The following is a 17,629-nucleotide window of genomic DNA, read 5'->3' on the forward strand; positions in this document are numbered from 1 at the left end:
GGTGTCCGGTGACCGGCGGGTCGATCCGCCGGTCACCGGCCGCCGGCGTACACCCACACGCCGAGGCGTTCGATCCCAGGTGACGCCGTCGTTCCGCTCAGCAGGACGATCGGCTTACTCCTGCGCGGACGCGGCTGGAATTCTCGCCCGATGACAGGAAGGAAGAAACCATGACCGTTCCTGGTGAGGTGCCGGCCGAGGCGGCGAGGACACCGGCCGCAGCTGGTCACGGTGACCTTCGGCTGACGGGGAGAGGCAGATGACGAAGATCTCGGCCGCGATCGTCGGGTCCGGCAACATCGGCACCGACCTGCTCTACAAGCTGCTCCGCTCGGACCTGGTCGAGCCGCGCTGGATGATCGGCGTGGACCCCGCCAGCGCGGGACTGGCGAGAGCCGCCAAGGAGGGCCTCACCACCTCCGCCGAAGGCGTCGACTGGCTGCTCGCACAGCCGGAGCTGCCCGGCCTCGTGTTCGAGGCGACCTCCGCGTACGTCCACGTCCGGAACGCGCCGAGGTACGCCGCCGCCGGCATCCGCGCGATCGACCTGACTCCGGCGGCGCGCGGCCCGTACGTCGTGCCGCCCGCCAACCTGCGCGAGCACCTGGACGCGCCCAACGTCAACATGGTCACCTGTGGCGGACAGGCCACGATCCCGATGGTGCACGCGGTGTCCCGGGTCACCGAGGTCGCGTACGCCGAGATCGTCGCGTCGATCGCCTCCCTGTCGGCCGGCCCGGGCACCCGGCAGAACATCGACGAGTTCACCCGCACCACGTCGCGGGCGATCGAGGTGCTCGGCGGCGCGAAGCGCGGCAAGGCGATCATCATCCTGAACCCGGCGGACCCGCCGGTGCTGATGCGCGACACGGTCTACTGCTCCATCCCCGACGACGCCGACGAGGCGGCGATCACGGCGTCGGTGAAGGAGGTCGCCGCCGAGGTGGCGGGCTACGTGCCCGGCTACCGGCTGCTGTCGGACCCGCAGTTCGACGCCGATGGCAACGGACGGCGTGTGGCGATCTTCCTGGAGGTGGAGGGCGCCGGCGACTTCCTGCCGCCGTACGCCGGAAACCTCGACATCATGACGGCCGCCGCCGCGCGCGTCGGCGACGTCCTCGCGGAGCAGCTGCTGACGAAAGGACGTGCCTGATGGCGTACGGCGACGGCCTCGACATCCGGGTCACCGACTCGACCCTGCGGGACGGCAGCCACGCCGTCCGGCACCAGTTCACCGAGGAACAGGTCCGCGGCGTCGTGCGCGAACTCGATGCGGCCGGCGTGCCGGTCATCGAGGTGACCCACGGCGACGGGCTCGGCGGCTCGTCGTACGTGTACGGCATGTCCGGCACCGACGAGCGGGTCCTCATCAAGGCGGCGGTCGCCGAGGCGCGGCAGGCGAAGATCGCCGCGCTGATGCTGCCCGGCGTCGGCACCAAGGACGACATCCGGGCCGCGCACGACCTGGGCGTCTCGGTGATCCGCGTCGCCACCCACTGCAGCGAGGCGGACATCTCCGAGCAGCACTTCGGGCTCGCCCGCGAGATGGGCCTGGAGACGGTCGGCTTCCTCATGCTCGCGCACCGCCTCAGCCCCGAGGACCTGGCCAAGCAGGCGCGCACCATGGTCGACGCCGGCTGCCAGTGCGTGTACGTCACCGACTCGGCGGGCGCGCTCGTCCTCGACGAGGTGACCGACCGGGTCGAGGCGATGCTCGCCGAGATCGGCGGCGAGGCGCAGATCGGCTTCCACGGCCACCAGAACCTCTCCCTGGCCGTCGCGAACACGATGTTCGCCTTCCGCGCCGGTGCCGTGCAGGTCGACGGCTGCACGCGCGGCCTCGGCGCCGGCGCCGGGAACACCCCCACCGAGGCGCTCGTCGCGGTCTGCGACCGGCTCGGCCTGCGCACCGGCATCGACACGTTCGGCATGATGCGGGTCGCGGAGGAGGTCGTCCGGCCCATCATGGAACGCGAGTGCGTGGTCGACCGCCTCTCCCTGGCGATGGGGTACGGCGGCGTCTACTCCTCCTTCATGGGCCACGCGGCCCGCGCCGCCGAACGGTACGGCGTGGACCCGGCCCAGATCCTGCTGCGCTGCGGCGAGCGCCGGCTGGTCGGCGGCCAGGAGGACCAGATCACCCAGATCGCCCTCGAACTCGCCGAGGAGAAGGCATGAAGCCCATGTTGCGGCGCGCCCGCACCGCCGTCATCGCCGGTGCGGCCCTGGCCCTGGCCACGTCGTGTACGTCCGGGTCGACGGACGCCGGAGCGGCGAACGCACAGGCCAAGGGCCCGGTCATCCGCGTCGCCGTCGGCGTCGACCCGTCGTACGCGCCGCTCTACCTGGCCGTGGAACGCGGCATGTTCGCCAAGGCCGGGGTGAACGTCCAGCTGATGCAGGTCGAGGGCGGACCGGCCGCCGCCGAGGCCGTGGTCGCCGGGACCGCGCAGATCTCCGCGAACGCCGACTCCACCGCGCTGTCGCTCGTGGCGAACAACGCGAACCTGCGCTCGATGGGCGTCTTCCAGTCCTCCGACCGCTACCTCAAGGTCGTGCTGCGCAAGGGAATCGACTCGCCGAAGCAGATCAAGACCATGGGCTCCATCCAAGGCCTCGGCCTGTACGCCACCCACGCGTACCTGAAGCACAATGGCATCGACCCCAACAGCATCAAGATCGTCAAGGGGTCTCCGCCGGACATGCCGGGCCTGCTCGGCCGCGGATCGATCGACGGCTACGTCCTGTTCGAGCCGTGGGCGGCCAACGGCGTCAAGGAGGGCGGCCACATCACCGCCCGGATCGGCGACTTCGGCGTCGGGTACGTACAGTGGCTCCTGGCCGACCAGAAGTGGCTGAGCGGCCATGGGGACACGGCAGGAAAGATCTTCAAGGTCGTAGCGGAGGCCGACCAGATCGTGACGAAGGACCCGAAGGCCGCGGCGGAGGCGACGCAGAAGCAGGTGAAGCTGCCCGCCGACACGACCGCCAAGGTCCTCCCCGAGATCAACTTCACGGCGCGCGGCTTCACGGACGCCGACTACACCTCCGCCGGCAAGGAGCTGGACTTCCTCCTCGGACAGAAGCTGATCAAGGCGCGGCCCGACCTCAAGACCGTGATGCTCCAGGGCTGGTACGAGAGGTACGCGAAGTGACCAGCGACCCCCTGGAGGAGGTCTGCGCCCGCGCGGCCCGGCTGCGCGGGCGGACCGAACGCGTCCGACTCGGCGAGATCACCGTCCGGGACCTGTGCCGGTACGCCATCGCGGTCGGCGACGACGATTACGCCGTCGCCGCCCGCGCGGCGGAGGCGGCGGGCCGTACGGTGGTCGCACCGCCCATGTTCCTGACCGGCATCCTGAGCTGGGAGGACGGCCCGCCCGAACACGAGCTGCGCCCGGACGGACTGGGTGCGCACGAGTCACCGTGCACCGAAGGCCTGCCGGTCCGGCAGGTCCACGGAGGCCAGGCCGTACGGCTGCTCGCCCCGGTGGAGGCCGGCATGACGATCCACGCCGAGCGCTCCCTGACCGGCGCGGACCGCAAACACGGCAAGGCCGGAGACTTCGTGGTCCTCGGGCTGCGCACCGAGTACTTCGATTCCTCCGGCACGCCGCTCGTGGTGTCGGAGGAATCGGTCATCGTGCTGGGAGACGCCGATGGAGCTTGAACCGGGCGCGGTGTGCCCGCCGCTGGAGTTCACGCCGACGCGCGTGGGACTGTTCCGCTTCAGCGCGGTGAGCTGGAACTCCCACCGGATCCACTACGACCAGGAACACGCCCGCGCCGAGGGCTTCCCCGACGTCGTGGTGCAGTCGACGCTGCACGGCGAGATGTTCGCCCGCACGGTGCTGCGCTGGGCCGGCCCCGGCGCGACGCTGCGCCGCGTCGAGTGGCGCAACCGCGCGACCGCGTACGCCGACGTGCCCCTGACCTGCTCGGCGACGGTGACCACGGTCCGGGAGACCGACGACGGCCGGCTCGTCGAACTGTCACTCACCGAGACCGCCGCGGACGGCACCGTCTGCGCCACCGGCACCGTCGAGGTGCACATCCCCTGATCGAGGACGGACCGCCGAATGCCAGACGTGTTCTCACTCGCCGGCCGGACCGCGCTGATCACCGGCGGCACCTCCGGCATCGGCCTCGCGGCCGCGCGCGCCATGGCGGCGGCCGGGGCACGTGTCGCGATCACCTCCCGTGATCCCCACCGGGCCGAGAAGACCGCCGAGCGGATCGGCCCGGAGGCCATCGGGCTGGGCTGTGACGTCTCCGACGAGGACCAGGTGCGCGCCACGGTGGCGCAGGTGGCCGAGCGTATCGGCGGCCCTGACATCGTGGTCACCAGCGCCGGAACCCTCGCCCGGGGCAGCGTCGCCGAGCTGGACACGGACACGCTGCACGCGTGCATGGCCACCAACTTCTACGGCACCTGGTACACCGTGCGGGAGGCGAGCCGGCGGATGACCGCCGCCGGTTACGGGCGGATCGTGACGATCGGCTCGGTCCTCGGTGTCGTCGGCGCCCCCGAACGCGCCGGGTACGCCGCGTCGAAGGGCGCGGTGGTCCAGCTGACCAAGTCCCTCGCGTTGGAGCTGGCCGGTACGGGCGTGACCGCCAACTGCCTGCTCCCCGGGCCGGTGCTGACGGAGATGAACGAGGCGTCTCGCGACGACCCGGTGGCGCTCGCCATGGTGCGCAAGGAGGTGCCGGTGGGCCGCTGGGGCGAGACCCACGAGCTCACCGCCGCGCTGCTGTTGCTCGCCGGCGAGCACGCCGGCTACCTGACGGGCGCCACGCTGCCGGTGGACGGCGGCTACCTCGCGCACTGACCGCGAAGCCACGCCTGTCACAGACTCGGAGGATGAAATGACCGAAGACAGAGCACCTCTGTCGCCGACCGTGTTCACCGGTGCCCGCCTGATCGACGGCACTGGCGCGGCACCGGTCGAATCGGTGGCGGTGGTGGTGGACGACGGCCGATTCACCTACGTCGGCCCGGAGGACTCGAGGCCGCAGATCGACGGCGCGACAGTCGTTGACCTCGGTGGACGCACGCTGCTGCCGGGATTCTTCGACTGCCACGTGCACTTCCTCATGAACAGCAACACCGACTTCACGGGCAGACTGCTGACCAACCGCCCGACCGTCACCGTCTTCGAGCGCGCAGAGCAGATGCGAACGACGTTGCATGGCGGCGTCACGACGGCGCGCGACCTCGGCGGCATCGACGCCGGCTACCGGGACGCCGTGGCCCTCGGCCTGATCGATGGACCCCGGCTCCACGTCGCCCTCCGGCTGATGAGCCACACCGGCGGGCACGCGGACTTCAGTCTGCCCACCGGCTTCGACCCGGGGCCACTCGTCGGCCCGGTCAGCGAGCTGGTCGACGATCCCGCGGAGGCCCGCCTGGCGACGCGGCGGCTGCTCCGCGACGGCGCCGACGTCATCAAGGTCTGCGCGACCGGCGGCGTGAACAGCCCGAGCGACCAGCCAGAGGACGAGGGCCTGAGCGTGGAGGAGATCAAGGCGGTCGTTGACGAGGTCCGCCGCCACCGCGGCCGGCCGGTCGCCGCACACGCGCAGGGTTCCCAGGGCATCAAGAACGCCTTGCGGGGCGGCGTGTCCAGCATCGAACACGGCTATCTCATCGACGACGAGGGCATCGACCTCATGCTGGAGAAGGGCGCGTTCCTGGTCCCGACCCTGTCGACGTTCCACGTCGCGCGTGAACACTTCACGCCCGCGGCGTACGAGAAGAAGATGCGCATGGCCGAGGCCGCGACGGAACGACTGAGCGAGGCGGTCCGGCGCGGCGTGCAGGTCGCACTGGGTACGGACTCGGGCGTTCTCGCGCACGGCCAGAACCTCAAAGAACTCGGCTACATGACGAAGCTGGGCCTGTCACCGCTGGAGGCCATCCGCGCCGGCACGCTGAACGCCGCCCGGCTGCTGAGCCTGGACGAGACACTCGGCACCATCGAACCGGGCAAGACCGCCGACCTCGTGGTGTGCGACGGTGATCCGACCGCCGACATCGACATACTCGGCGACCCGGCGAACATTGTCCTGGTGATGCAGGAAGGCCGCCTGGTCAAACGAACGCAGGCCGAGGCCGTCCGGTAGCAAATGCCATGCCGCACCCGGCCGCTGTCGGCCGGGTGCGGAGGACGGCCTGTTCAGGCGGCAGGGGTTGGCTTGAGGTAGGTGACCTCGACGTTCAGGTAGGTCGCCAGGCCGTAGTCGTGGCCGCGGATGGCGAGCAGGTTGCAGCATTCCAGATAGTTCGCCGGGACGACGACGTTGATCGCGCCTCCGATGCAGTTGCCGCTCTTGGCGGTCTGCAGGAGGTGGCCGTTGAAGTAGACCTGCGCGTCGTTGTCTATCGTTCCTTGGATGCGGACCTGTTGTGCGTCACGCGGGATGTGGACCCAGTGGCGTACCAGGATGTCGGTGTTCACGGCCCAGGGGGTTTTGACGTGGGCGGGGTTGTTCCAGGAGCAGCCGGCGCCGACAGTGCCGAAGCCCTCCTGCCCGGTCCGCCAGCCGCTGTCGTCGAAGCTCCGTTCGTAGAACAGCGGCTCGTCGGCCGCGGGTGGTACCTGGATGTATCTCCAGTCGGTGCTGTTGTAGCCGAGTGCGGTGAGGGCGGTCTGACGCATTCTGGCCGATGATGTGGACGCGAGTGCCGGGACGGACAGGGCCATGGCGGCCAGCAGCGAGCCCGCCGCCAGGCCGGTGGGCAGGAAACGCAGGGGTCTTTTGAACATGGCGATCTTCCTTGTCGATTGTTCGAGATGTCGTGACCCTGTGGGCATTCAGAGCGGGTCATGGCCCTGCATATCGTGACGCTTTCGCTGCGCGCCCGCCGGAATGCAAGGAGAGCAAAGCATGTTCACGTCGTCGGTGAACAGATTTCCATGGCAAAGCTTAATGGATGCTTGCAGAGAGGCGGCCGCATGAGGCGGCATTGAATTATGTGCTTGATCTCCGGTTTCTGGGAAAGTGTCCATGAGACCTACTGTGGGACAAACTGTTAGATGCCTGGAATCTTTTATGATGGACTGGGCAGGCGGGGATGGTCGTCGGTAGGGTGTCCGCGTGCGCGTTTCCCAGTACGCCTACTTCGCCTTGTCTTCAACGCGGATGTCCGCAACCGAGATCACCGCTCGGCTGCGTGTCGAGCCCGACGAGGTGACGACGCGCGGTAGTCGTATTGTCGATCCGCCGCGGCCGGTTGCACACGCGTGGAGGGTGGTCTGCCGTACGGCCCACCTCACCGTGGACGAGCAGATAGCGCGGATCGTGGACAGGTTGTTCGAACATGCCGAACGCATCGGCGCCCTGGCCGCGGAGCTTGACCGGGTAGAAGGAGAATCAGGCGCCAGCAGGCTGCAAATTGTTCGGGTATATGAGCGTCCGGATGGCGAGGAAGAAGAGGACGTAAACCCGGTTGAGGGTCTCGAGAAGCTTGCAGGACAACATCAGCTGCTGGGCTGGCATCTTGACGCCAGGGCGCTGGAGTTCCTCCGTCTGACGCGAGCGGAACTGGATGTCGACGAGTACGCCTATGGATGACGTCGATCCCGGGGTCAACACTGGACGCATGAAGGTGACCGTGCGCCCGACGACGGCCCAGGACCCGGTGCTCGATGAGATCGGTGACCTGTTCAACGACTATCGGGCGCACTACGGTCACCCTGGTTTGAGCGAGATCACGCACCGTTGGCTGCGCGAGCAGCTCGCGGAGCGACGACTGCAGCTTGTCGTTGCCATGGTCGGCGACCGTGCAGGCGGGTTCATCACCACGACAGTGGTGCCGGCGTCCCTGACACTGCGTACCTTCTGGCTGATCCGAGACCTCTACGTCGCCCCGGAACACCGTCGAAACGGCGTGGCTCGCGCTCTACTCCAGCACGTCATCGAGGCCGCTCGTGCCAGCGGCGCACACCGTTTGTCGCTGCAAACTGAGACTGGGAATGCTGTGGCGCTCCAGTTGTACGCATCCGCTGGATTTCAACCCGTCGCCGGACTGCAGCTACTCAACCTCAAGCTCACTTAGGGCGATCAGCTATTTTGGCGGGTTTATAGGGGTGGGATGGGTGTAGGGAGAGTGCCGGCGCGGATGGCTGCGGCTTGGTCGGGAGCGAACGGTGATTGGAACAGGCTCTGGTTTTGTTGCCAGGAGCGGAAGAGGTCCGCTATGAAGTTCATCCGGTCGCCTAGTTCGGCCCAGTCGTCGGCGGCGCTGCCCAGCACGGTGTTGGGTGTGCGGTCGATGTCGTAGAGCAACGCCTTGAGCTCGATGTTGGAAAGGTGGGTCAGGTCGGGCGGGAAAGTCGCTGCGAGGACGGCCCGGCCGATGTCGGTGCCCAGGTTCTGAATGGTAAGGCGGCGGGTCTGCTGGAAGTCGGAGGCGGGCATCCGGACGTCCATCAGGTGGGCGGTGGCCATGGTCCGCCACAGCTGTGTCAGGCGCTTACGTAGCAGGGGTGAGGCAAGCGGGGAAACCTGCACTGGAAGCAGCGCTTCGGCGATGGTCTCTTGCAAGCGGATCTGCTCGTGCAGACCGATTCGCAGATTGGCCAGCAGGATGTGCTCGGCGCGTTCGGCGGCGTCGCGGGCGCGCATGGCGGCGTGATGGCTGTGCACGGCGGCGATCAGCAGTTCCTGGCCGCCCTGTCCGGTCGCGTCGGGACGCAGCGCGGCCACGCAGCGTTCGAGCGCGTGGTCTTGGGCGGTGGGGTCGGCGGCGCCTGTGTACTCCTGGATCAGCCGGGCGTACAGCAGCCCCAAGTCCTCGAACACCATGCGGTTGCCGATGGCGATGTTGTCGCCGACCTGCCGGACGGCGCGGGCGAGCAGTTGAGGACCGACCGCCTGGATACGCTCGGGAACACGGTGGGCGAAGGCCGTCATGAGGCGGACCATCCGGGGGATACCCTCACCGCGAATGAACCGGCCGGCCGTGCGTGAAGCCCAGGTTCCAAAGCAACACCAGCTGACGTTGTCGGGACCCAGCAGTTCGGCCATCCCGATCGACAGGTCGTGGTACGCCTGGGTGATGCGCAGATTGCGCAGCACAGGGTCGGTGATGGCCGCTATCTCGGCGACCTCCTCCACGGTGACCCGGTGGGCCACATCCCGTGCGGTCGAGGTAGGAGTGGGCCGGGCGCCGGCGGCGTCGAGGGGCATGCGCGGACGATATCCAGCGCACTCCTCGCCATGATAGTCACTAAAGGTGACACTAAAACTACTCATTGAGAGTACATCACTACCGTCCGCGTCGTTCATACCGCTGTGAGTGACGTGCCTAAGCTTGTCGTCTCTCTCGGTCCAGGGACGGATGGTGCCGACGATCGCTGACGCGGGATGGGCGACACGGATCATTGGCGCGGGCCGCGTCTCTTGACTCACCACCTGCCGGTGAACACTCGCCCACTACCCCCATCGCCTACGCGGACCGGGGAAGCTCGATACGGGCTGCCAGTCCTCACGGCTTGCTGTGAGCGCTTCAAGCGCCCGCAGGGGGACGCTTCATCGCGGTGGAACGGCCCTGCGATCTCCTCCAAGAAGCTCAGGCCCGCGTGGAAGCCGATCGGCTGAACACACGATCGAAGCGCTGATACACGGCGACCGTACGGCAGGGTCGCGTTGCGCACCTTCCTCGCAAAGGTGCCGAAGCTCACGCCAGGAGGCTAACGGACCGGCGTCAAGCATGCCCGAACCGTCGTGGTCCAGCCAGTTTTTAGGCACGACCACGACGGTTCGAGTTCGGAAAGAAACGCACTTACGATACCCAGCGCCTGTATCCGTAATTCAGTCCACCGTCAGCATAACAGTATGCATAAGCCCAGCCAGAGTAGTTTGTGTCGCCCCAGACATAATTTCCGTCGTTACACACTCCCACTGCCTGGTACCAGCGCCCGCTGCCTGTGCAATTTACCCCGTAAGTGTTTTTGTCGTGCCATGGGGTACATGTAGCGGCAGATGCTGGCGAAGCGCCGATGAAGCTCACCGGCAGAATCATCGAGGCTCCCACGGCCATGCCGGCCAGAGTGGTTCGGATTCGCACGTGAATCTCCTTTGAAACGGGCGCCCCTATGCCGCTAACTGGCACGGGCGCGGCGTGGCGGTCAGTCAATGGAGATACTGGCAAGCCATCAGATCGGCAGCAACGTATTCGAACCTGTTCGAACCTGTTCGGGCAGGCCATCGGGTTGCGGACGGGGACCTGCCGGAGCACGCGTCGGTCGACCACTGGTTTTGTAGTCGATAACCGGCACCGGATGTCAATGAGGGCCGGCATCTACCGTGATTTGGGGCGTGTACGGGAGGGGTCGAGGTGGTCATGGAGCCGTCCGCGGCGGCTTCCAGTCTGTGGTGGCCGATGCTCAGTTTGTCGCGAGCCGGTCGAGGAGGAATCCGGCGGTCGCGTCGATAACGTCGTCGAAGTGTCCAGCGGGTCCGGGGTAATGGAACGCATGTTCGGCGCCTTCGTACTCAAGCAATATGCAGTCATTGCCGGCCTGCGCCATCGCGTCCCGGAACCGTCGTGCCTGGTCGATGGACGCAACCTCGTCGTGCGTCCCGTGTTGAATCAGCATCGGTGGATTCCCGGGCCGCACGAACTCAATCGGCGAGTACTCGATCGCCCTTCCCGCAGCGATTCCAGCGTCCTGTTCAATGATCTGCAGTTGCGTTGGCGAGTAGGCGAGCAAATCGACCACAGGGTTGAGAGCCACGACGGCCGCGACATCCGGCTCGGGCGCCGGAAGGGGCTCGTCGGGGGCGATCATCGCGGCAACGAGCGCGAGATGACCGCCGGCCGAACTACCACCTGACGCCAGACGTGACGAATCGAGCCCGCGCAATGCAGCCAATCCCAAGAAGTGTTCAACCGCCCGCCGAGCGTCGGCGATGCAGTCGTCGATGCTCGTAGCACCCTGATCGATCAGTCGATATCCGGCTGAAACTGCGAGGATGCCGCGCGACGCCAACTGCCGACAGTGCGGGGCCAGGCCATCGGCCGATCCTTTGCGCAGAGCGCCGCCGTGGAACATGACGATGCCCGCCACAGGTTGTGTGCCTTCGGTCGGCTCGAAGACCAACATGGGTAGCTCGCTGCCGTCAGCGGCATCATAGATTGTCGAGGACTCGCGACTGGCCGTCATGGGCACACATCCGACCATCTACTACCCATGTCAGCAACCAAATTGGCGCAGGGGGCACATGCAAGGCCGGATCGTTCGGATTCCCGAGCTGCCAAGCAGCACGAGCGGACGTCGCCGGATAATCGAGGACCGCGTGACGTGGGTGCCGGTTGATGCGGGCGCGGGGGTGGGTTCGCGCAGGTCAACAGGACCCGATCAGTCCCAGAGCGAGCGGCGGCCAGATGTGGCCTGCGTGGAAAAGGATCACGTCACCTATGAGGGCTAATGTGATGCTCACATGATCACCTACCCGCAACGGAGATAGCGTGAGAACCACGTTTGGGCTGACTCGTCGCAGAGCGGGCGCCATGGCGGCGATCGCAGTGACATTTCTGGCGTTGGCGAGTCCGGCCAAGGCGGACACGACAGGAACCATTGTCGTTTCCGTGAATAACAGTTCTGGCGCACCGGATCAAGACCCGCAGGTCGATTTGCTCTTCCCCAATGGGGTCGGTTATGCCTCGAGCTCCGCGCTGGGCGGCACTCACACCTTCACCGGGGTCACGCCCGGCAGTTACGTGCTGAGAGTCAGCGACGGCGACGGAAGGGTCACGCAGTTCTATCACCAGAAGCTCACACTGCAGCAGGCCGACCAGATCTCGGTGGCCGCCGGCCAAACCACAACGATCAACGAGACCATGCTTGCGGGCGGTGTCATCCAGGCCCACTTGACCGACTCCACGACCGGCGCCCCTGTGAACAATGTGTGCGCCACGCTGAACAACGACTCCGCGACCCAGGTCTGCGGACTGACGAATGGCCTCGTTCAGTTCACCGACCTCGGGCAGGGGACCGACTCGATCCAGATCACCCCTACCGACGGCCTTCACATGCCGTACAGCATCAACGACATCGCAGTACAGCTCGGCCAGACCACCAGCCTCAACGCCAAGATCGATCCGGCCGCGGCAGTCACAGGGACGGTCGTGGACAGGGCCACCGGCCAGCCCGTGGACCTGGCGTGCGTGTCCATCGTGAACAGGCAACTTCCGGTGTTCGGAAGTGACTGTGAGTCCGACGAGCCGACCTCCATGTACTCAGGTACGATAAACGGCACCCCGAGCGGGTCCGTGCAGCTCGGCCAGATTCCCGCGGGGACATACAGCCTTTTCGTCGATCCGCTGTTCCTCGGTTACGGAATCCAGTGGGTCGGCGCAAACGGGGGAACCGGCTCTCAGTACACGGCGCTGCAAATCCACGCCGAGCCGGGAACGGTGACCAACATCGGGAAGATCTTGTTGGATCGTCCGGGCTCACTCTCCGGCGTCGTACACGCGGGAGACGCCTCGACCCCGCCCCCCGCGAACCAGACCTCCGTGTCAACCTTTCCGCTGGACAGCGCGACCGTGAGCGCGGATGGCACTTACACCCTTTCTGGCCTTGGCCCGTACGCCTGGCCTGTAAAGATCACTGACGGCAGTGGTACATACGCCAGCGTGTGGGCGGGTGGCTCTGATCGGAAGTCGGCCGAGCTCTATCCGGTGACAGCGGGCCAGAGCGCGCCCGGTCCGAATGTCGTACTGCCGCAGGGTGGTCAGCTTCAGGGCCAGGTCCAGGACCAGAACGGCCAGCCGGTGCAGGGCGGTACCGACGTCAAACTGTTCAATGCCCAGACCGGCGACCAGATCGGCGACTCCTCCCAAACGTCCGCCAACTACAGCTTCACCGGACTCGCTACACAGGACATCAAGATCGAGTTCTGGGTCAGCGGACACGGCTGGACCTGGTACCGCCAGGCATCCAGTTGGCAGGACGCGACCGTCGTCCACGTGACCAAGGGCGATATCGCCACCCTGAACCTCAGTCTCCCACCCGCGTCCTGAGCACATCCTCCTGTCCCGGAAGCCGCTCGGCCTCTGGGACAGAAGTTCCCGCCCAGTTGCGACCGCATGCCATTCCGTGCCGCAGGCTGCAAAGTCAACCAGGGCAAGAAGTAGGCTGCCGAATCCGGATCCCGGCGGCGCCCCGAAGCCAAGGTAGTCGCCCGCCGAGGAGCAGGGCTATTCTGCGCGCGTGCGCTTGGTCGGCTGACCCCCGGCGGCTACCTCGCTCACCTCGACGGGCCGAATCGAATCGGATGGCGTCAGCCGGTTTGCCGCGCGTAGGCCTGCCGGGCGAGCGGGTGGTCTGGAGGCAGGATGACGGCTTTGTGCTCGCGCTGGGCTGTGGCGATCGCGTCGCCCTGGGATGTGCCGTGGCGGGCGTAGACGAGGCGCACTCTGCCGTCGCCGGAGCCTCGCGGTGCCAGCGGTGTGACGGCGCCGTGGGTGCCGTCGGGCAGGGTGACCCATAGCTGAAAGTCGTCGCGGCGGAAGAAGTCGGCGGATTTGACGGGCCATGGGTAGTGGTGCTCGCCGGCCGCTTTGGGCAGGATGCCCTGGTGGTCGCTCTTGGTGAGCGGGACGCAGCTGTTGAACAGCGAATCGGTGTAGCGGGCGATGCCGTCAGCGTCCTTGATCTCCTCGTTGAGGATCTGTTCCGCCTCGTCGTAACCAAGGTCGGCGAGAGCGGGCAGGGTATTAGGGAAGGCGGTGACCAGCGTCAACGCATCACGGCGCAGTCGGTCGACCTTCACCGGGTCGGCGCAGAATTGCGTGCTCCATTCGATGCCGGCCCGTGCGAGGTACATCTGCCAGCCGTTCGCCGAGCGGACCCACAGACTCCCTCCATGGTGCATCTCCCACGGCCCGGGGCCGTAGGGGAGCCTGTCCTGGCCCGAGTCGGCCAGTATCTTGTGGGCCGTGCGCTTGGCCTCCGTGAACCAGTGCGACTCCGTGCGCTGTGGATGGTCGGCTATATAGACGCTCCACGGATGGTCTTCCGATTCAACGTGCGTACCTGTAGAGCTCGATGTCATGGCACACCTCCTGAGAACAGCGATAACGCATGTACTGCAGAAATCGGAGATAAACAGGTGCTCTGCAGAGACGGTCGCGCTTCCAGCGGATCCAGTTATCTGACCCGCATCGTAGCCTCGTCACTCTTTGCCTCAGTGTCGGACAATGTCAGTGTCCGGCACTATCATTTCCTGGATACGGCAACGTTTCTCAAATAAAAGTAAGCCGACCCGTAACACACAGTGGCCTGAAGGGTGAATCCGCTACCGCGCGGCGCGGATACCGCGTTTCTCGCGCTCGGCGTCGATGAGCTGGTCGGTGAGTTCCTCTGGGTCCACCGTGTACCGGTCAGTCAACAGCGCCACTTCGTCGCGTCTCCCGGGTCTCCTCGCGGGGGCGAGGGCTTGTTGCGGAGGCGATGCCGCGGTATGGCTGGGACATGACCGTGGTGATCACCGGGGCGACCGGGCGCGTAGGCGGCAATGTGGTGGACGGACTTCTGGAGCGCGGGATACGGGTGCGGGTGACCAGCCGGAATCCGAGTGGGGCGGTCTTCCCGGCGGGTGTGGAGGTGGTGCGGGCGGATCTGAACGAGCCGGAGAGCCTTCGGGCGGCGCTCGTGGGAGCGGAGCGGGTGTTCCTATACCCGCGCGTGCAGGATCCGGACGCGCTGGTCGCGGTGTTGTCGGAGGCAGGGGTCGAGCACGTGGTGCTGCTGTCGGCGTCCTCGGCGGCGGCCGAGGGCGTGGAGGACGACTTCAACGGGGCCAGCCTCCTCAGGAGGATTGAGAGGCCCCTCGCGGCGTCGGGGTTGACGTACACGTTCCTGCGCCCGGATACGTTCGCCGCCAACGCCTCGGGTTGGCGGGACACCATCAGGGCCGGCGGCACCGTCCCGTTGCCTTATCCGGACTCGGTGCAGGTGCCGATCCACGAGAAGGACATCGCCGATGTCGCCGTGGTTGCGCTGACCACCGACCGGCTGAACAATGCCGCACCGGTACTCACCGGGCCGGAGCGGATCACCCTGCGCGAGCAGGTGGCGGCCATCGGCGTCGCGATCGAGCGCGAGCTGAGCGTCGTGGAGCAGACCGAGGCGGAAGCCCGGGAGTTCTTCGGACGGTTCATGCCACCGCGGTTCTTCGACGTGATCCTCGGTGCCTGGCGGGCATCGGTCGGCGCAACGCCCACGATTTCGCCGGAGGTGGAGAAGATCACTGGCCATCCGGGCCGCACGTTCGCCCGCTGGGCCGTCGACCACGCCGACCTGTACCGATAGACACGGCGGAGGGCCCGGGTCGTTCGGCGGCGTCAGAGGTTGCGGCCGAGGAGGTCCAGCAGGGCCGTCCAGTGGCGTTCCGTCGCCTCGGCGTCGTACATGGCGGTGTCGGCCTGGGTGAAGCCGTGGTGGGCGCCGGTGTAGACCTCGCCGCGGTGGCGGACGCCCGCGGCGGTGAGGGCCTTGTCGAGGCGGTCGATCTGCTCCGGGGGCAGGGCGGCGTCCTGGTCGGCGTGGCCGAAGTACAACTCGGCGGTGATGCGGTCGGCGATCAGATGGGGGCTGTCCGGCGCGTCCGTCGCGAGACGGGCGCCGTGGAAGCCGGCCGCCGCGGCGACCCGGTCCGGGTAGGCGCCTGCGGTGCGCAGGGCCAGGCCGGCCCCCATGCAGTAGCCGGTGATGCCCGCCGGGCCGTCGGTGGTCAGGGGGGAGCCGGCCAGCCAGTCGAGGTAGGCGCCGGCGTCACGCATGGCCGCCTCCGGAGTCAGGGACACCGCGGCCGGGCGGATGCTCTGGATGATCTCCGGGCGCTGGGCCGGGTCGATGAACTCGGGCAGTTCCACCACGGGCGCCCGCCCGTAGCGGTAGAAGACATTGGGGACCAGGACCGTGTAGCCGGCCGAGGCGAGACGGTCCGCCATCTTCTCCAGATGCGGGCGTAGCCCGAAGGCGTCCATGTAGAACAGGACGGCGGGGCGTGGGGTGTCGTCGGCGGGGTGGGTCAGGTAGGCGTCGGCGGTCCCGTCCTGGGTGGGGATGTCGACGGACGATCCGTGTACAGCGGTCATGGGTGTCCCTCTTCGTTGAATCCGGCGCGGAACCGGGGCTCAGTCCCCGGCGATGGCCGCGCGGGAGCCGCCCGCGGGGCCCCGGACGGCCGTGTCGGTCAGTTCCCCTACCCGGTCGGCGGGCACCGGAACTCCCGGAGTCTCGAAGAACCAGCGCTGTGCCTCTTCCCGGCTCATCCCCGCGGGCCGTTCCGCCATGTACGGCGTGACGTAGACCGGGGTGCCGGGCTCGCTGCGCCAGCTGTCGGCGAGCACGCCGATGTCCACCGCGTCGTAACCGAGGGCGTCCAGCAGCCGTGCCACGTGCGCCTTGGCGGCCGCGTCGTCGCCGGCGATGGGCAGGGCGCTGCGGTCGGAGGCGCCGGCGGGCCGGGCGCCGGTGAACAGGCGGCGGAAGTCGATGTTGTTGAACGCCTTGACCACGTGAGAGTCGGCCAGGTGCCGCTGCACGAGGGCGCTGGAGGTCAGCGTTCCCGCGTCCAGTTCGGCGATGCGGCCGTCGCGCTCCGGGTAGTAGTTCATCGTGTCGATCACGGTCTTGCCGGCCAGGGCGGCGGCGGGGAGCCGGTCGTAGGCGTTCAGGGGAACGGTCGCCACGACGAGGTCGCCGGCCGCTGCGGCTTCGGCGGGCGTGGCCGCGCGTGCGTGCTCGCCGAGGTCGGTGACGAGGTCGGCGAGGGTTTCGGGGCCGCGGGAGTTGCTCAGGACGACGTCGAGGCCGGCGGCGACGGCGAGGCGTGCGAGCGCGCTGCCGATCATGCCGCTGCCGATGAGTCCAAGGGTGCCGGTCACGGTGTTCGGCCTCCGTTTCAGCAGATCAGCGGGCTCCGCAGTGAACATTGATATCTCTTATGAAACTCAGTGTCACGTTAGCCACCAGGATCCATACCTGCAAGTCGGGTTCAGGAACGAGGTACCATCGCAGGGTGACGACGAACACGCGGGACATCGCACGGGCCGCCGTCCGGGCCGAGCTGGCCCACGTGGCCTTCGACCTGTTCCGCCGCGAAGGCTTCGAGAAGGTCACCCTCGACGACCTGGCCACGGCCGCCGGGGTGTCCCGCAGCACCTTCCTGCGCTACTTCGGCAGCAAGGAAGAGGCCGTCCTCAGCGCCTTCGACGCCCACGGCGACCAGGTCGCCGCCGCCCTACGCGCCCGCCCCGCCGACGAGGACGACTGGACGGCGCTGCGGCGTGCGCTGGACACCGTTCTCGACCGCTATCGCGAGGACCCGGTCAGCTCCCTGGCGATGACCCGTCTCGTCCGGGGCACATCCGCCCTGTGCGCGCGGCAGTTGGAGAAGCAGCACGGCTGGCGTCCCGCCCTGGCCCAGGCCTTGGCCGAGCGCTCCGGCTCCTCGCGGCCCGCGACGCTCGGCCAGTCGGTACGGGCCGCCGCGGCACTGGACTGTCTGAACGTCGCCCTCGACCACTGGACCGCCTCCGACGGCCGACTCGACCTCGTCGACCTCCTGGACGAAGCCTTCGCCGCACTCGCGCCGCGGTGAGGAC

At 67.5% G+C, this 17,629-nt stretch carries 19 protein-coding genes; 12 read left to right on the forward strand and 7 right to left on the reverse strand.

The genetic code is table 11. The features are described 5' to 3' along the window. The first annotated feature begins 259 nt into the window (after positions 1-259). The 7 genes from ABEA24_RS20620 to ABEA24_RS20650 are packed head-to-tail and all read left to right on the forward strand — an operon-like array spanning position 260 to position 6,126. Positions 260-1,153 (forward strand): acetaldehyde dehydrogenase (acetylating), encoded by an 894-nt coding sequence (locus tag ABEA24_RS20620; protein ID WP_345432574.1) that lies wholly within the window; start codon positions 260-262, stop codon positions 1,151-1,153. Further along, positions 1,153-2,178, forward strand: a complete 1,026-nt coding sequence (gene dmpG, locus ABEA24_RS20625) for a 4-hydroxy-2-oxovalerate aldolase (RefSeq protein WP_345432575.1) — start codon at positions 1,153-1,155, stop codon at positions 2,176-2,178. The genes ABEA24_RS20620 and dmpG overlap by 1 nt, the downstream gene beginning before the upstream one ends. Then, entirely contained in the window at positions 2,175-3,155 is a 981-nt protein-coding gene (locus ABEA24_RS20630; protein ID WP_345432576.1) for an ABC transporter substrate-binding protein, read from the forward strand. Before dmpG ends, ABEA24_RS20630 begins: the two co-directional genes overlap by 4 nt. After that, positions 3,152-3,670 carry an FAS1-like dehydratase domain-containing protein gene (locus ABEA24_RS20635; protein WP_345432577.1) on the forward strand — a complete coding sequence of 173 codons (519 nt, stop codon included), beginning with the start codon at positions 3,152-3,154 and terminating at the stop codon, positions 3,668-3,670. Before ABEA24_RS20630 ends, ABEA24_RS20635 begins: the two co-directional genes overlap by 4 nt. After that, a complete protein-coding gene (locus ABEA24_RS20640; protein WP_345432578.1) occupies positions 3,660-4,061 on the forward strand; it encodes a hotdog family protein in 402 nt (133 codons plus the stop codon). The genes ABEA24_RS20635 and ABEA24_RS20640 overlap by 11 nt, the downstream gene beginning before the upstream one ends. 18 nt (positions 4,062-4,079) lie before the next feature. After that, positions 4,080-4,832 carry an SDR family NAD(P)-dependent oxidoreductase gene (locus tag ABEA24_RS20645; RefSeq protein ID WP_345432579.1) on the forward strand — a complete coding sequence of 251 codons (753 nt, stop codon included), beginning with the start codon at positions 4,080-4,082 and terminating at the stop codon, positions 4,830-4,832. Between the two features lie 37 nt (positions 4,833-4,869). Then, complete coding sequence (locus tag ABEA24_RS20650; RefSeq protein WP_345432580.1) at positions 4,870-6,126, forward strand: metal-dependent hydrolase family protein; 1,257 nt, start codon at positions 4,870-4,872, stop codon at positions 6,124-6,126. Between the two features lie 53 nt (positions 6,127-6,179). Here ABEA24_RS20650 and ABEA24_RS20655 read toward each other — a convergent pair whose 3' ends face one another. Together ABEA24_RS20655 and ABEA24_RS20660 are read right to left on the reverse strand one after the other, a co-directional pair. Further along, entirely contained in the window at positions 6,180-6,770 is a 591-nt protein-coding gene (locus ABEA24_RS20655) for a hypothetical protein (protein ID WP_345432581.1), read from the reverse strand. A gap of 48 nt (positions 6,771-6,818) precedes the next feature. Beyond that, positions 6,819-7,013, reverse strand: coding sequence for a hypothetical protein (locus tag ABEA24_RS20660; protein ID WP_345432582.1), 195 nt, complete (start codon positions 7,011-7,013; stop codon positions 6,819-6,821). An 88-nt stretch (positions 7,014-7,101) separates the two neighbouring features. On the opposite strand from ABEA24_RS20660, the gene ABEA24_RS20665 reads away from it, so the two are divergent. Further along, the gene (locus ABEA24_RS20665) at positions 7,102-7,578 is read left to right on the forward strand and encodes a DUF4279 domain-containing protein (RefSeq protein WP_345432583.1); all 477 of its coding nucleotides are present in this window, start codon (positions 7,102-7,104) and stop codon (positions 7,576-7,578) included. Continuing rightward, positions 7,571-8,062, forward strand: coding sequence for a GNAT family N-acetyltransferase (locus ABEA24_RS20670; protein ID WP_345432584.1), 492 nt, complete (start codon positions 7,571-7,573; stop codon positions 8,060-8,062). Before ABEA24_RS20665 ends, ABEA24_RS20670 begins: the two co-directional genes overlap by 8 nt. A gap of 23 nt (positions 8,063-8,085) precedes the next feature. Here ABEA24_RS20670 and ABEA24_RS20675 read toward each other — a convergent pair whose 3' ends face one another. Together ABEA24_RS20675 and ABEA24_RS20680 are read right to left on the reverse strand one after the other, a co-directional pair. After that, entirely contained in the window at positions 8,086-9,195 is a 1,110-nt protein-coding gene (locus ABEA24_RS20675; RefSeq protein ID WP_345432585.1) for a hypothetical protein, read from the reverse strand. 1,199 nt (positions 9,196-10,394) lie between these two features. Next, a complete protein-coding gene (locus tag ABEA24_RS20680) occupies positions 10,395-11,114 on the reverse strand; it encodes an alpha/beta hydrolase (RefSeq protein ID WP_345432586.1) in 720 nt (239 codons plus the stop codon). A gap of 407 nt (positions 11,115-11,521) precedes the next feature. Here ABEA24_RS20680 and ABEA24_RS20685 point away from each other — a divergent pair, with 407 nt between their 5' ends. Further along, positions 11,522-13,036, forward strand: coding sequence for a hypothetical protein (locus ABEA24_RS20685; protein WP_345432587.1), 1,515 nt, complete (start codon positions 11,522-11,524; stop codon positions 13,034-13,036). 260 nt (positions 13,037-13,296) lie between these two features. On the opposite strand, the gene ABEA24_RS20690 is transcribed toward ABEA24_RS20685, so the two are convergent. Then, positions 13,297-14,070, reverse strand: coding sequence for a DUF6424 family protein (locus tag ABEA24_RS20690; RefSeq protein WP_345432588.1), 774 nt, complete (start codon positions 14,068-14,070; stop codon positions 13,297-13,299). Positions 14,071-14,489: 419 nt separating this feature from the next. Between ABEA24_RS20690 and ABEA24_RS20695 the strand changes: the two genes are divergently transcribed. After that, a complete protein-coding gene (locus ABEA24_RS20695; RefSeq protein ID WP_345432589.1) occupies positions 14,490-15,329 on the forward strand; it encodes an NAD(P)H-binding protein in 840 nt (279 codons plus the stop codon). Positions 15,330-15,361: 32 nt separating this feature from the next. On the opposite strand, the gene ABEA24_RS20700 is transcribed toward ABEA24_RS20695, so the two are convergent. Next, on the reverse strand, positions 15,362-16,117 hold the full coding sequence (locus ABEA24_RS20700) for a dienelactone hydrolase family protein (protein WP_345432590.1): 756 nt from the start codon (positions 16,115-16,117) through the stop codon (positions 15,362-15,364). Positions 16,118-16,156: 39 nt separating this feature from the next. Continuing rightward, positions 16,157-16,909 carry an NADPH-dependent F420 reductase gene (locus tag ABEA24_RS20705; protein ID WP_345432591.1) on the reverse strand — a complete coding sequence of 251 codons (753 nt, stop codon included), beginning with the start codon at positions 16,907-16,909 and terminating at the stop codon, positions 16,157-16,159. 134 nt (positions 16,910-17,043) lie between these two features. On the opposite strand from ABEA24_RS20705, the gene ABEA24_RS20710 reads away from it, so the two are divergent. After that, positions 17,044-17,625, forward strand: a complete 582-nt coding sequence (locus tag ABEA24_RS20710) for a TetR/AcrR family transcriptional regulator (protein WP_345432592.1) — start codon at positions 17,044-17,046, stop codon at positions 17,623-17,625. The last annotated feature ends 4 nt before the right edge of the window (positions 17,626-17,629 follow it).

The organism is Actinoallomurus vinaceus (assembly GCF_039542055.1).
Classification (GTDB): Bacteria; Actinomycetota; Actinomycetes; order Streptosporangiales; family Streptosporangiaceae; genus Actinoallomurus; species Actinoallomurus vinaceus.